This window comes from uncultured Stenotrophomonas sp. (assembly GCF_963519925.1).
Taxonomy (GTDB): domain Bacteria; phylum Pseudomonadota; class Gammaproteobacteria; order Xanthomonadales; family Xanthomonadaceae; genus Stenotrophomonas; species Stenotrophomonas maltophilia_AE.
This window is the reverse complement of sequence record NZ_CAUQPH010000047.1, coordinates 12,739-27,183: the sequence shown is the minus strand read 5'-3', so window position 1 is coordinate 27,183 and position 14,445 is coordinate 12,739. Positions and strand designations below refer to the sequence as shown.

Genomic DNA, 14,445 nt, shown 5'->3' with positions numbered 1-14,445 from the left:
GGGGACGTGCGGCCCCAGCCCACCCCCGGCCCGGCCGCGCGCCGGCGTACCGATGGCAGCGTGGTGGAACGCCGCGTGCTGCGCGCCGAAACCCGCCCCTCGTTCCTGGGCACCAAGGCGGTGAACAAGCCGTTGCCGGTGACCCGCAGCGGCGCGCGCATGGGCCTGCACGCCAAGTCGCTGGTGGTGGACCGCCGAATCGGCGTGATCGGTACCCACAACTTCGATCCGCGCAGCGAGAACTACAACACTGAAGGTGCGGTCATCATCGACGACCCCGCCTTCGCTGAAGCGCTGGCGCAGAGCATCCTGCGCGACATCCACCCCAGAAACTCCTGGGTGGTGGCGCCGCGCACCAAGCCGCCGGTGCTGTCGGGCCTGAACTACAGCGTGGGCAAGGCCTCCGAAGCGCTGCCGGTGCTCGACTTCTGGCCGTGGCGTTACGCCACCGACTACGAATTCCAGCCGGGTCCGGACTGCCCCGAACCGCTGCGTCGGCAGGACCCTGCGTTCCACAGCTGCTACACCGCCGTGGGCGACTTCCCCGAGGTCAATGTCGGCCCGAAGTGGCTGCTGGTACGCATGCTCACCGCGTTCGGCGCCGGCCTGGTTCCCATCCTGTAATTTCTTTTCGCTGCACGGAGACACCGCATGGCCCAGGTATTCCGCGAACCGGTTTCGATCGAGGCGCTCAACGCGCTCAGCCGCGACACCCTGATCGAACACCTGGGCGTCGTGTTCACTGCCGCGGGCGAGGACTGGGTCAGCGCGACCATGCCGGTCGACGCGCGCACCCGCCAGCCATATGGGATCCTGCATGGCGGCGCCTCGGTGGTGCTGGCCGAAACCCTGGGCAGCAGTGCCGGCAATCTGTGCGTGGACACCACCCAGCAGGTCTGCGTGGGGCTGGAGATCAACGCCAACCACATCCGTGCCCAGCGCGGCGGTACCGTCACCGGCACCGCGCGGGCCGTACACGTGGGCCGCAGCACGCAGGTGTGGGACATCCGCATCGAAGACGAGGCCGGCAAGCTGGTCTGCACCTCGCGGCTGACCCTCGCGGTGGTGCCGGCGGTCCGTCCTTGACCCCCGCTGGCGGTTGGCCGGGCATCGGCCGGTCATTGCGTCCGGTCCGCTGGCAGACCCCGCAGCGCTGGGGTATCGTTCGCGGATGACTTCCCCCCCTTCGGCCTCGCGTGGCGGCGTGGCGCGCGTATGCCGTTATCTGTACCGCGTTCCCCTGCTGCTCATCCACCTGCTGCTGTTCCTGCCGCTGCTGCTGATCGGCATGCTGCCGCCGTGGGGAAACCTGCGCGTGGGCAGTCGTACGCTTGAGCACCTGCTGGTGAACACCTGGTCCGCCGGGTTGATGTGGATCTTCGGCTTCCGCCTGCACCGCATCGGTACGCCGCTGCCGGGCGCGGTGCTGTTCGTGGCCAACCACGTCAGCTGGGTCGACATCTGCATGCTGCACAGCCAGCGCATGATGGGCTTCGTGGCCAAGCGCGAGATCGCCGACTGGCCGGTGGTGGGCTGGCTGGCCGCACGTGGCCAGACCATCTTCCACCAGCGTGGCAGCACCGAATCGCTGGGCGGGGTCATGCAGGTCATGGTCGAACGGCTGCAGGAAGGCAAGGCGGTGGGCGTGTTCCCCGAAGGCCGCACCCGCGGCGGCCAGGACGTCGGGCCGTTCCACGCCCGCATCTTCCAGGCCGCGGTGGAAACCCATGTTCCGGTGCAACCGGTGGCGCTGCGCTATGGCGAGCGGGGCAATGCACAGACCATCGTTGCATTCGGCGCCCGCGAGAGCTTCTTCGCCAACTTCCTGCGCCTGCTTGGGGAACCGGCACGGCGGGCCGAGGTACATTTCCTCGCGCCCATTGGCAGCCACGACCTGGAAGGCCGTCGCCGCATCGCGGAAACCTCGCGTGCGCGCATCGTGGCGGCCATGACCGCGCCCTAGCGCCATGTTGACCGCTGCCGACTACTGTCCGCCGCGTTGGCTGCGCAACCCGCACCTGCAGTCGATGCTCAGCTCCAGCCGCATGCGCATGCAGCGCGGGCTCGCGCTGCTTGCGGCCACCGGCGCGGTCACCGACGAACTGATCCTGGACGGGGGCGAAGGCGTGCGCCTGCAGGGCTGGCACAGCCGCATCGAAGGGCGTGAACCGGTCGGCATGGCGCTGCTGCTGCACGGCTGGGAAGGCAGTTCCGAGTCCAGCTACATGCGCATGACCGCCGCGCGCATGCTCGACGCCGGGTACGACGTGGTGCGGCTGAACTTCCGCGACCACGGCAACACCCACCATCTCAATCCCGGCATCTTCCACTCCAACCGCATCGATGAAGTGGTGCAGGCCGCCGGCGACATCGCCGCACGCTGGCCGCAGCTGCCGCTGGTGGCGGCCGGTTACTCGCTGGGCGGCAACTTCGTGCTGCGGCTGGCGCTGCGGGCGCCCTCGGCCGGGGTGCCGTTGCGCCGGGTCGCCTCGGTATGCCCGGTGCTGGACCCGGCCATCACCATGGAAAGCATCGAGAACGGCCCGGCGATGTACGACTGGTACTTCCGCCGCAAGTGGACCGGCTCGCTGCGCCGCAAGCGCGACCTGTTCCCCGAGCTGGGCGACTGGGACGACCGCGTGCTGAAGCTGGACATCCGCGCGCTGACCGCGTGGCTGGTCGAGCACCACACCGAATTCGGCACCCTGCAGGACTACTTCGACGGCTATTCGATCGCCGGCGATCGCCTGGCCGGCCTGGAGATACCGGCCGACATCCTGATGGCCCAGGACGACCCGGTGATTCCCTACGCCACCTTCGACGGCTGGCGCCTGCCGGCGCATGCCCGACTGGAGATCGCGCCGTGGGGCGGCCACTGCGGCTTCCTGGAAAACTGGCGCGGCGACGGCTTCTCCGAACGCTGGGTGGCCCAGCGCCTGGGCCTGGAAGCGCTGCGCTGAGGGGCGCCCCGGCGCAGCGCCGCCGGTGTTCTACAATCGGGGTTTGACCCCGAGCTGGACCGTCATGCAAGACACGATTCTCCAAGCCCTGCGCCGCAACGCAGCGGACGAAGCCGCGCAGCTGGCGCGCGAATGGATCCAGGCCGAACCGGAGCAGCCGCAGGCGCACCGCCTGCTGGCATTGGCGCTGCAGCAGCAGGGCCAGCACGACGCCGCCCTGGCCAGCCTGCAGCGCGGCCTGGAACTGGCTCCGGACAATGCCGAGATGCACCTGCAGCACGCCGGCCTGCTGCTGGCCCTGCGCCAGTTCGACGCCGCCGGCTCGGCGCTGGACCGCACCGCCGAGCTCAATCCCAATGAGTTGGCGGCCTACCTGATGCAGGCCCACCTGGCGCTGTCGCGCAACGACGTGGACGAGGCGGAGCGGATCACCCGCACCGCCGCCCGGGTCGACGACGGCAACCCGGAAGTCATCGCGCTGCAGGGCATGGTCGCGCTGCGCCGCAATGACGCCGAGCGCGCGCTGGCACTGCTGTCGGCGGCCAGCCAGGCGCTGCCCAACGACCCGCGCATCGTCTATACATTGGGCTTCGCTTACCTGGGCAAGGGCATGCTGGCCTTCGCCGAACAGGCGTTCCGCCGCGTGCTGGAACTCAATCCCGGCCTGACCTCGCTGCAGGGCCTGCTGGTGCAGCTTGCATTGCGCCAGGGCAATACCGAGGGCGCGGCCGACACCCTGCGCCAGGTACTGGACAACCCGGACACCGCAACCCCGGCCATGCGCCGGCTGGCCGGCGAACTGGAGCTGCAGTCCGGGCGGCCGCTGCAGGCACTGGAGCACCTGCTGCCGGTGTTCGAGCAATCCCCCGCCGACCGCCAGACCCTGCAACTGCTGCTGATGGCCTGGCAGCGCCTGGGCCGCGAGCAGCAGGCGCGCGAGACCCTGGACGCGGCGCTGGCGGCGCACCCGCAGGAGCACAACCTGTGGCTGGCGCGCCTGTCGATCGACCCGGTCGGTGGCAGCGATGCCGCCGCCGTGGCCGACCGCTGGGTGGCGGCCATGCCGGGCCACCTGGCGGCGCTGGAAACCCGCATGCGCGTGCATGACATGGCCGGTGAGGCAGACGCCGCCGAAGCCGTGGCCCGCCGCATCATCGCCCTTGAACCGGGCCGTGGCAGTGGCGAAACGCGGGTGGTCGATGCGCTGCTGGCGCGCGATCCCGCCGCTGCCGTGGCGCACGTGCAGGCACTGATCGCGCAGGCGCCGGCCGAAGCTCAACCGGGCCTGCGTGCGTGGCTCGGCTCGGTCCAGGACCGCGCCGGGCAGCGCGATGCCGCACTGGCGACCTGGACCAGCCTGCATGCCAGTGAAGCGCCCACGCGCCTGCCGCTGCCGCCGCAGGCCAAGGCGCCGTTGAGCTGGCCGGAGATGGGGGAGGTTGCCGAAGGTGTCGGCGCGCGTCCCATGTTCGTGTGGGGCGCACCGGGCTCGGGCGTGGAACGCGTGATCGCCGCGATCGCTGCGGCCAGCCAGGTGCTGCGCGGCGATCGCTTCGGCGCCAATCCGCCGGATGACGCCTTCCAGAGCTACCACGCGCTGCAGGACCTCTCCACCGGCAAGCTCACCCCGGAACAGATGCTGGCGCAGTGGCGCGCGCAGCTCCCGGCGCGCGGCCTGGCTGATGCCAACGTCATCGACTGGCTGCTGTGGTGGGACAACGCGCTGCTGTGGGCACTGCGCCCGCAGCTGCCCGAGGGCCGGCTGCTGCTGGTGGTGCGCGATCCGCGCGACATGCTGCTGGAGTGGCTGGCGCATGGCGCGCCGGCACCGTTCGCGGTGACCTCGGTCAACGAAGCGACCGAATGGCTGGTGCGGGCGCTCGCCCAGGTCGCCACCCTGCACGAACAGGACCTGTACCCGCATGCGCTGGTCCGCATCGACGACATCGGCAACGACCCGGCGGCCATGGCCGACCATCTTGGCCGCCTGTTCGGGGTGAACTTCCCGCCCGCGCAGACGCTGGGCCCGGCGCGCTTCCCGGCCGGCCACTGGCGCAATTACCGCGATGTCCTGTCGGCTGCGTTCGACCAGCTCACCCCGGTCGCGGTGCGGCTCGGCTATGTCGAAGCTTGAGGAGCGTGCAGCAATGAAATTGACCAGTACCGGCCTGCGCAATGGCGCACCGATCGACAGCCGCTTCGCCGCCGGAGACGCCAACGGCTTCGCCGCCAACCGCAACCCGGCCCTGGCCTGGAGCGAGGTGCCCGCCGGCACCCGCTCGTTCGCCCTGCTGTGTATCGACCCCGACGTTCCCACCGTTCCCGGAACGGTCGGCCGGACCGATTGCAGCGTGCCCGCCGACCAGCCGCGTGCCGACTTCACCCACTGGGCGATGGCCGACATTCCGGCCGAGCTGCGCGAGATCGCAGAAGGCAGCTGCAGCGATGGCTTCACTGCGAAAGGCAAAGCGCACCCGGCGGGTCCGGCCGGTGCGCGCCAGGGCCTGAACGATTTCACTGGCTGGTTCGCCGGCAACCCGGACATGGCCGGGGATTACCTCGGCTACGATGGCCCATACCCGCCGTTCAACGACGCGCGCGTGCACCGCTATTTCTTCCGTCTGTTCGCGCTGGACGTTGCCACGCTCGACCTGCCCGCCCGGTTCACTGCCGCCGACGTGCACAAGGCGATGCACGGCCACGTGCTGGCCGAAGCCGCGTTGCACGGCACGTACACGTTGAACCCGGCGCTGGCGTGATCCACGGCGTGCCGACCAACGGTCGGCACCTACCGTTCGTACGCAGGTAGGTACCGACCGTTGGTCGGTACGATGTTGAACGGGCGACGTGCTGGCCGCCCGCTCCCGGCTTACTTCTCGGTCGCGGACTCGACGACCATGTCCAGCACATACGCCTTCGACGACGCATCCGCCGGCGGGTTGGCCACGTTGAAGCGCTTCACCCGCAGCACATTGCGCGTGCCCGCTTCATGCGTGTAGCCCTCGATCACGTCGTAGAAATTCTCGAACGCGCCGGGCGTGCCCTGCTTGATCCCCTTGTCATCGAACTGGATCTCACGCGTCTGCAGGCACTGCTTGTCGCGGATCATCGGGTGCGGGCAGGGCTTGGTCTGCGCGGCCACTTCAATGAACACCGTTTCGCCCGGGCCGCCGAAGCGGGTTTCAGCCGTGGGCTGCGGGCTGAACACCAGCACGTCGCCCGCGGCGGTGCGCAGGGTCAGCTGGCCTTCGGCGCCCAGCTCGGTCTTCAGCGCCCCCTCAAGCCGCGAACCCACCGCCTTGTCCAGCGCCATCAGCGCCTGGTCGGTGCAGGCCATCATGGTCGAGGCCATCGGCGAAACGGTCAGCGTGCCGTCGGCCAGGGTGTAGCCCCCGCCCATGCGGTTGCAGGTGTTGCTGACCGCCAGGCGGCCGTCGACGAAATCCAGGGTCACCGGCTTGTCGGCGCGCGCGAACAGCGCATCGATGCGCTTGCCGCTGGCGTCGGTGGCGCTGTCGAGCACCCAGTGGTTGCCCTGCAGGCGCTGCGCATCCAGCTGCGCCACCGCCTTCTGGTCGGCGGCCGCGGTCGGCGCCGGGGCCAGGTCGTCGCGACCGGACACGGCCGGGGCGTCCGTGGACGGGTTGCTGCACGCGGCCAGCAGGGCCAGCGGCAGGGTCAGCATCAGCTTGCGGGTGGTTTTCATGGACATCTCCTTGGGAACCCGGGGAAGAACGCGGCAGCGGCCCCGGTGGGGTTGCAGCGGCGGTGGGCCGTTCAGTTACCGGCAGGCAGGAACAGCAGCAGCCCAGCGCCCAGCGCGATGCGGTAGAACGCGAACGCGGTGAAGCGGTGTGCCTTGATGTAGCCCAACAACCACTTCACTACGACGAAGCCGGTGACGACGGCGGCAACGAAGGCCACCCCGACGTCGGTCCAGTTCTCGGTGGCCAGCTTGCCGTCCTTGGCCAGTTCCAGGAACGCGTAGCCACTGGCGGCGAACATGGTGGGAATGCCGACCAGGAACACGAATTCCGTGGCCGCCGCACGCCGGCTCAGTCCGAACAGCATGGCGATGAAGATGGCCGCGGCCGATCGCGAGGTACCCGGGAACACGCCGGCTACCACCTGGGCCAGGCCAACCAGCACCGCCACCTTCCAGGTCACCTCATCGCGGTCCGGCAGCCGCGCAGCGCGCATTTCCACCAGGATCATCCAGATGCCGCCGATGATCAGGGCCCAGGCAATCGGCGTGACCGTCTCCGGCAGTTCCCAGCCGGCCAGGCGTACCGGCAGGCCGACCACCGCAGTGACCAGGAAGGCGGTGCCCAGCTTCAGTACGTAGTCGCGGTTGGCACGGTCGTGCAGGCCGGTGGCCAGTGCCCACAGGCGCTGGCGGAACACCAGGGTGATGGCCAGGATCGCACCGGCCTGGATCACGATGTTGAAGAAGTCCGAGCGGGCGCCCAGCCAGTGCTGGGCGATCAGCAGGTGGCCCGTGCTGGAGATCGGCAGGAATTCGGTAAGGCCTTCAAGGATGCCCAACAGCAGGGCGGAGAACAGGTCGGACATCGTAAAACTCGTCGGCGCCGGGCGCTGCCCGGCAGGGTAGGTTGTACCGGACCACGCCCGGCTGCTGGGGATCATAAAACATCAACCGCCGCACCAATTGTGTGCGTGGTGCGGTCATTGCACCGTATTGGTGCACTCTGTTCAGCGCCCGTCGCAGTGCACGCCGTGTGAAATCAACCACTTGTGCGTCGCAAAAAGTTGGCACGGGGATTGCTTCATCCAACACAGGCAATTACCCATCCGAGGTTTCACTGATGTCCGTGGAAAACGTTGAGAAGCTGATCAAGGACAACCAGATCGAGTTCATCGACCTGCGTTTCGTCGACATGCGTGGTGTAGAGCAGCACGTCACCTTCCCGGTCAGCATCGTGGAACCGTCGCTGTTCGAAGAAGGCAAGATGTTCGACGGCAGCTCCATCGCCGGCTGGAAGGGCATCGCCGAGTCCGACATGGTCCTGCTGCCGGACCCGTCCAGCGCCTACGTCGATCCGTTCTACCAGCACCCGACCCTGGTGATCACCTGCGACATCCTCGACCCGGCCACCATGCAGCCGTACGGTCGTTGCCCGCGCGGCATCGCCAAGCGCGCCGAGGCCTACCTGAAGTCCTCCGGCATCGCCGAGCAGGCCTTCTTCGGGCCGGAGCCGGAGTTCTTCATCTTCGACTCGGTCCGTTTCGCCAACGACATGGGCAACACCTTCTTCAAGATTGAATCCGAAGAAGCCGCCTGGAGCACCGGCGACAAGTACGACGGTGCCAACAGTGGCTACCGCCCGGCAGTGAAGGGCGGCTACTTCCCGGTTCCGCCGACCGATTCGCTGCACGACCTGCGCGCTGAAATGTGCAAGACCCTGGAACAGGTCGGCATCGAAGTGGAAGTGCAGCACCACGAAGTGGCCACCGCCGGCCAGTGCGAAATCGGCACCAAGTTCAGCACCCTGGTGCAGAAGGCCGACGAACTGCTGCGCATGAAGCACGTGATCAAGAACGTCGCCCACCGCAACGGCAAGACCGCCACCTTCATGCCCAAGCCGATCGTCGGCGACAACGGCAGCGGCATGCACGTGCACCAGTCGCTGTCCAAGGGTGGTACCAACCTGTTCTCCGGCGACGGTTACGGTGGCCTGAGCCAGATGGCGCTGTGGTACATCGGCGGCATCTTCAAGCACGCCAAGGCCATCAACGCCTTCGCCAACTCCGGCACCAACAGCTACAAGCGCCTGGTCCCGGGCTTCGAAGCCCCGGTCATGCTGGCCTACTCGGCCCGCAACCGCTCGGCCTCGTGCCGCATTCCGTGGGTGTCCAACCCCAAGGCGCGCCGCATTGAAATGCGCTTCCCCGATCCGATCCAGTCCGGCTACCTGACCTTCACCGTGCTGATGATGGCCGGCCTGGACGGCATCAAGAACCAGATCGACCCGGGCGCACCGAGCGACAAGGATCTGTACGACCTGCCGCCGGAAGAAGAGAAGCTGATCCCGCAGGTCTGTTCCAGCCTCGACCAGGCGCTGGAAGCGCTGGACAAGGACCGTGAGTTCCTCAAGGCCGGCGGCGTGATGACCGACGACTTCATCGACGGCTACATCGCGCTGAAGATGCAGGAAGTGACCCGCTTCCGCGCCGCCACCCACCCGCTCGAGTACCAGATGTACTACGCGGTCTGAGCAACAGGTGGCGATGCCGAAGGACTTCCCTCCCACCTTCTGCATCGCCACCGCTTCTGCACCAACGCGCCACGGCTGGGGAGCCACGACGCGGCAACACGCACCACGCGGCATTCCGCACGCACCACGCGGCCATCCGCACGCACCACCCGGTAGAGCCGACTGTTAGTCGGCTGCTTCTGCCGCACCACCAGGGGAAAAGAGAGACCGGACGCGCAGCATGGGCCACACCTCCCTCCCGCGTCATCGCGGTCCATGCAACGTCCGGCGCAACGACCGGCGGCCATGTGCAAGTGGCCGCCGGTTGACCTGACATCGGCCTGCGTCTTCGGGCCGGTTCCATCCACCATCGGGACATGCGCATGAAACTGATCTCCGCCATCATCCGGCCGTTCAAGCTCGACGAGGTCCGCGAGGCCCTCTCCGATGCGGGCGTGTCGGGCATCACCGTGACCGAAGTGAAAGGCTTCGGCCGCCAGAAGGGCCACACCGAGTTGTATCGCGGCGCCGAGTACGTCGTCGATTTCCTGCCCAAGATCAAGATCGAAACGGTCGTCACCGACGAACGCCTGGATGCCGTGGTTGAAGCCATCCAGACCGCCGCCGGGACCGGGAAGATCGGCGACGGCAAGATCTTCGTCACCGCCGTCGAACAGGTCATCCGCATCCGCACCGGCGAAATCGGCGCGGACGCGCTCTAACCCCACTCGGAGCCCCCCAATGAAGACTTCCTCGTTCACCGGATGGCAGGCCCGGTTCCACGCCGTGTGCCTGTTGATGCTGTTCAGCGCGCTGGCCGTGGGTGCCTTCTCCGGCACCGCGCACGCACAGGCCCAGGTGTCGCCGGCCCCGACCGAAACCGTCGCCGTCGAGCCACTGCCCTCGCCCGACGCGGCGCCTGCCGCTGCAGCGGACGCAGAAGCGGCCGCGCCCAGCTTCGACCGCGGCGATGTCGCCTGGATGCTGACGTCCACGCTGCTGGTGCTGCTGATGGTGGTGCCCGGGCTGGCACTGTTCTATGGCGGCCTGGTGCGTTCCAAGAACGTGCTCTCGGTGCTCAGCCAGATCCTGGTGGTGTTCTCGCTGGTGCTGATGCTGTGGGTGGCTTACGGCTACAGCGCGGTGTTCAGCGAAGGCAATCAGTTCTTCGGCTCGTTCACCCAGTTCGCCTTCCTCAAGGGCTTCACCCCGGACTCGGTGGGCAACACGCCGATCAAGGGCCTGCCCGACTACCTGTTCGTAGCGTTCCAGTCCACCTTCGCCGGCATCACCACCGCGCTGATCGTCGGTGCGTTCGCCGAGCGCATCAAGTTCAAGGCGGTGCTGCTGTTCTCGGCATTGTGGTTCACCCTGAGCTATATCCCGATGGCCCACATCGTGTGGGGCGGCGGTTACCTGGGTGCGATGGGCGCAATCGACTTCGCCGGTGGCACCGTGGTGCACATCAACGCCGGCGTGGCCGGCCTGGTCGCGGCGTACTTCGTCGGCAAGCGCATCGGCTACGGCCAGACCGCGCTGAAGCCGCACAACGTACCGTTCACCTACATCGGCGCGATGCTGCTGTGGGTGGGCTGGTTCGGCTTCAACGCCGGCTCGGCTGCTGCCGCCGACACCGTGGCATCGCTGGCCTTCATCAACACCATCCTCGCCACCGCCGCCGCGGTGCTGGGCTGGACCCTGGTCGAAGCAGTCAGCAAGGGCAAGCCGTCCGCGCTGGGCGCGGCGTCCGGTGCGGTCGCCGGCCTGGTCGGCATCACCCCGGCGTGCGGCACCGTGGGTCCGCTGGGCGCGATCGTAATCGGCCTGGTCACCGGCGTGGTCTGCGTGTGGGGCGTCACCGGCCTCAAGCGCCTGCTCAAGGTGGATGACACCGCCGACGTGTTCGGCGTGCACGGCGTGGGCGGCATTGTCGGCGCGCTGCTCACCGGTGTGTTCAGCGCGCAGTCGCTGGGCGGCACCAAGGCCGACCTCGACATCGGCCACCAGGTATGGGTGCAGCTGGTCAGCGTGGGCTTCACCATCGTCTGGTGCGCCGTGGTGACCGTGGCCATCCTGCTGGTGGTACGCCTGGTCTTCGGCCTGCGGGTGACCGAGGAAGCCGAGCGCACCGGCCTGGATGTCACCTCGCACGGCGAGTCTGCCTACGAGGTCTGATCGACTTCACAGTTTCTTCGGGGCTACACCATTGCGGTAACGCGCGTTGATCATTGACGTTGCGACCGGCGGTCTTCGGACCGCCGGTTTTTTTATGCCCGCGCACCACCCGGGCGATGTCTCACTTTCACGCGCGATGCGTAGTTTTCCTACAAACGAAAGGGAGGATTCAGAGCTGTTTCGGATCGCAGGGTTGCTTTAAAGTTCGCCGCCCGCCGGCCGTTTCAGGATCGGAGGCTTCAGAATTTTCTGCCAGGGAAGCGCGTGAACGTGGATCAGGGACGTATCGAACGCAGCCGTGCGCTGCGCTGGCCGTTGGCCGTGGCCGTGGCAATCGCCTGCCTGCCGGCTGCCGCCGGTGCACAGGTGGCGGGGCCGTCAGACCAGGAACTGCTGCGCCAGCAGGAGCGTGAGCGTGTGCTGCGCGAGCAGCAGGAAACCACGCCTGACGTGCGCCTGCAGGCAGCCCCGGAAGAAGCCGTCGGTCGCCTGCCGGTCGACGAATCGCCCTGTTTCACCATCAACCACATCGTGCTCGACGGTGAACTGGCCGAACGCTTCGGCTGGGCGCTGAAGGCCGCCGATCCGCGCAACGACCGCGCCACCGGGCGCTGGCTCGGCACCGGTGGCGTGGACATCGTGATGAAGCGGGTGCAGAACGCGATCACCGCCCGCGGCTTCGTCACCACCCGCATCCTTGCCGCACCGCAGGACCTGAAGACCGGCACGCTCACGCTCACGGTGGTGCCCGGCCGCATCCACGCGGTCCGCTTTGCCACCGGCGAAGGACGCACCCCGGCGCTGTGGAACGCACTGGCGGTCGGCCCCGGCGACCTGCTCAACCTGCGCGACATCGAACAGGCGCTGGAAAACCTGCAGCGCGTGCCGACCGCAACGGTGGACATCCAGATCGCACCGCCGCAGGAAGTCGAGCAGGCCCGGCCCGGTGAGAGCGACCTGGTCATCAGCTGGAGCCAGCGCGCGCCCGTGCGCCTCAACCTGACCCTGGACGACGCCGGCAGCACCTCCACCGGCAAGCTGCAGGCCGGTGCCACGGTATCGCTGGACAACCTGGCCGGGATCAGCGACCTGTTCTATTTCAACGCCGGCAAGTCCGTGTTCAACGGCAGCGCACGCGGCACCGACAGAGCACGATAGGAGGGCGAACGCTATTTGACACAAATCAGACAGCAAGGCCGTCAGAGCTGGCCGACGGAAGTAAGCGAACCCTAATTTCAGATACTGTTCCGCCCGGTGATCCAAACTCCACGATGGCAAATGCACATGCGGAGATCGGGCTGATCCAGCAGGCTCTCGATGCAGGGCTGACGCGGGGGCAGAACATGAGCATAGTCGTTCGAGGCGAGGCAGTCTGTTCCTATTGCCAAAGCAACCTGTCGACGGCGGCAGAACGCTCTGGATTGAATAGCCTCCAGGTTGTTGATACGGTGCGCGGTCGCCTATTCCTGTGGATTCGAGGAAGGGGTTGGGTCGAATGACAACTAACGTGGTTGATTCTGGGTTTGTCGTACAGCTGTGCGCCTACGACAGATCTGCGGGTAACGGTGCTACGGTGACCGAGAGGCCAGTGTGGAGTCGCATCGAATCGGCATTGCACCTGACATTCGAAAAGGGCGGATTCGTAGACCTGCGTGTCCTCACACCAGGCGCCGGATTGGTAAAGCAACTTACGATGAACTCGATTGGTGGGAAGTACAGACTTGTCGCATTGACACGATCAGCCGATCCTAAGCTGGACTTGCTCGAATGGTGGGAGCCGGAAGACCGGCCGTTCAGCGGCACAGAAAGGTTCGGCGATGATGAGTGGGACGCGAGGACCGTTAGCTCAGACATCTCTCACGCGTTGAGCTTGTTCCAGGAATTGTTTCAGAGTGGTGATTTGTCCGTAGAACTGAACGGGTTGCGATCACGGTGGAACAGAAAGCCTCGGTAGTGCCGACGTCCCCCCGACTTCAGTAGCGGGCGGGTTTAGAGTCCGTTGCTGATGTTATCTTTCCTCGCCGCCAACTGCGCGGCGTACTGGGCGGGTGTTTGCCCGCCAAGCGCTCGCTTGGGTCTTTCTTCGTTGTAGTCGCGCCGCCAGCTTTCGATGCTGGTACGGGCATGAAGCAATGTCGGAAACCAATGCTCGTTGAGGCCCAATCGAAGAGGCTCTTTCGGCCAGACCTTTCCGGACGAGGTGAATTGCTAGCCCCTTGTTATCGATGGCTTCCTCGAGGGAGAGCGCCTCGAGCGAGTTACGTTCGCCATGTCGCTTCCATCGCCTTAGTCAGACTTGCCCAAGTCGGCGCAGCTGCAGATGCAAGCATCAAAGGCCTGATGGATCACGAGTATGGGTAGGTGTCAGGGGGGAGCTGTGCGTTACGTTGGCGTAACCAAGACTCCCGCGGTCTATCATTCAGACACAGGTCATTCCTCTCCTGTTAAGCCACTTCAAAGAAAGCGACCGTTGCAATGCTAAACAACAAAGATCCAATTACCACCGAGATTGGATATAGAGCGATGGTAATTTTCCTTCAAAGGTACTACGACAGGGGCGGCGGCGCCGACTCCCTCTCTGATGTAATGAGCTCGATCTCGAGCTTCCTGTGGGGTGACGGTACTCCCAATGATCCCGCCATGTGGACGGACTGGCTGGACGCGATCGATCTGGCAAAGAAGAAGGAAGAGGAGCATCGCCTGGACGAGTAGTTGGTCGGGGCTGCACTGAGGCTGTTGGCTGAAAAAATTTCGCCACCAGCGTAGCCTGCCAAGGAACGCCTCCGGATCATGTGCGCGCGATTGATCGACAGAGCGAGGCGGCAATGGCGCTCGCAAAGTTCGATGAAGATGTTGAGCAATTGCTCAATTCCAAGAGAAATAAAGCCAATTCCGGTCTGAAAATGGACGGGCAGATCGCCGATGTCTTCTCCCCAATCACCAATAGTCCGATCTCTGTCCTCAAGACGATTCGAGATAAAAGTAGAGAAGCAGGCGCCCACTATCGTGCTGAACTTACAGGATTCTGTGATCACCATCTCGCAGCTGGAAGGAGCTCTTCGTGCTAATCCGGTCCCAAGCCATAGGGCGGTGTG

General features: G+C 66.2%; 13 protein-coding genes and 2 pseudogenes. 12 read left to right on the top strand and 3 right to left on the bottom strand.

The genetic code is table 11. From position 1 onward, the window contains the following. From RWO33_RS10590 to RWO33_RS10565, 6 genes are all read left to right on the top strand, one after another. Positions 1-624: phospholipase D-like domain-containing protein (locus RWO33_RS10590; RefSeq protein ID WP_314104787.1), on the top strand; the 624-nt coding region annotated here is incomplete at its 5' end. Between the two features lie 27 nt (positions 625-651). Continuing rightward, on the top strand, positions 652-1,086 hold the full coding sequence (locus RWO33_RS10585; RefSeq protein WP_314104786.1) for a hotdog fold thioesterase: 435 nt from the start codon (positions 652-654) through the stop codon (positions 1,084-1,086). 85 nt (positions 1,087-1,171) lie between these two features. Then, positions 1,172-1,963 carry a lysophospholipid acyltransferase family protein gene (locus RWO33_RS10580; RefSeq protein WP_314104785.1) on the top strand — a complete coding sequence of 264 codons (792 nt, stop codon included), beginning with the start codon at positions 1,172-1,174 and terminating at the stop codon, positions 1,961-1,963. A 4-nt stretch (positions 1,964-1,967) separates the two neighbouring features. Further along, positions 1,968-2,960: an alpha/beta fold hydrolase gene (locus tag RWO33_RS10575; protein ID WP_145480690.1), complete on the top strand. Its 993-nt coding sequence runs from the start codon at positions 1,968-1,970 to the stop codon at positions 2,958-2,960. Between the two features lie 64 nt (positions 2,961-3,024). Next, on the top strand, positions 3,025-5,094 hold the full coding sequence (locus RWO33_RS10570; protein WP_314104784.1) for a tetratricopeptide repeat protein: 2,070 nt from the start codon (positions 3,025-3,027) through the stop codon (positions 5,092-5,094). Between the two features lie 13 nt (positions 5,095-5,107). Then, the gene (locus tag RWO33_RS10565) at positions 5,108-5,719 is read left to right on the top strand and encodes a YbhB/YbcL family Raf kinase inhibitor-like protein (protein WP_314104783.1); all 612 of its coding nucleotides are present in this window, start codon (positions 5,108-5,110) and stop codon (positions 5,717-5,719) included. A gap of 110 nt (positions 5,720-5,829) precedes the next feature. Here RWO33_RS10565 and RWO33_RS10560 read toward each other — a convergent pair whose 3' ends face one another. Together RWO33_RS10560 and RWO33_RS10555 are read right to left on the bottom strand one after the other, a co-directional pair. Then, on the bottom strand, positions 5,830-6,666 hold the full coding sequence (locus RWO33_RS10560) for an META and DUF4377 domain-containing protein (protein WP_314104782.1): 837 nt from the start codon (positions 6,664-6,666) through the stop codon (positions 5,830-5,832). Positions 6,667-6,737: 71 nt separating this feature from the next. Next, a complete protein-coding gene (locus RWO33_RS10555; RefSeq protein WP_314104781.1) occupies positions 6,738-7,532 on the bottom strand; it encodes an undecaprenyl-diphosphate phosphatase in 795 nt (264 codons plus the stop codon). A 254-nt stretch (positions 7,533-7,786) separates the two neighbouring features. Here RWO33_RS10555 and glnA point away from each other — a divergent pair, with 254 nt between their 5' ends. The 4 genes and pseudogenes from glnA to RWO33_RS10535 all read left to right on the top strand — a co-directional run. Continuing rightward, on the top strand, positions 7,787-9,196 hold the full coding sequence (gene glnA / locus RWO33_RS10550) for a type I glutamate--ammonia ligase (protein ID WP_145480700.1): 1,410 nt from the start codon (positions 7,787-7,789) through the stop codon (positions 9,194-9,196). Between the two features lie 362 nt (positions 9,197-9,558). Continuing rightward, the gene (locus tag RWO33_RS10545; RefSeq protein WP_145480702.1) at positions 9,559-9,897 is read left to right on the top strand and encodes a P-II family nitrogen regulator; all 339 of its coding nucleotides are present in this window, start codon (positions 9,559-9,561) and stop codon (positions 9,895-9,897) included. 19 nt (positions 9,898-9,916) lie between these two features. Then, a complete protein-coding gene (gene amt, locus RWO33_RS10540) occupies positions 9,917-11,350 on the top strand; it encodes an ammonium transporter (RefSeq protein ID WP_314104780.1) in 1,434 nt (477 codons plus the stop codon). 270 nt (positions 11,351-11,620) lie between these two features. Then, positions 11,621-12,496 (top strand): annotated as a pseudogene (locus RWO33_RS10535) (POTRA domain-containing protein); the annotation flags it as partial. 843 nt (positions 12,497-13,339) lie between these two features. On the opposite strand, the pseudogene RWO33_RS10530 reads toward RWO33_RS10535, so the two are convergent. Next, positions 13,340-13,507: pseudogene (locus RWO33_RS10530) on the bottom strand (integrase core domain-containing protein); the annotation flags it as partial. A gap of 429 nt (positions 13,508-13,936) precedes the next feature. On the opposite strand from RWO33_RS10530, the gene RWO33_RS10525 reads away from it, so the two are divergent. Both RWO33_RS10525 and RWO33_RS10520 read left to right on the top strand, forming a co-directional pair. Continuing rightward, a complete protein-coding gene (locus RWO33_RS10525; protein ID WP_314104779.1) occupies positions 13,937-14,062 on the top strand; it encodes a hypothetical protein in 126 nt (41 codons plus the stop codon). 80 nt (positions 14,063-14,142) lie between these two features. Beyond that, positions 14,143-14,418, top strand: coding sequence for a hypothetical protein (locus tag RWO33_RS10520; RefSeq protein WP_314104778.1), 276 nt, complete (start codon positions 14,143-14,145; stop codon positions 14,416-14,418). The last annotated feature ends 27 nt before the right edge of the window (positions 14,419-14,445 follow it).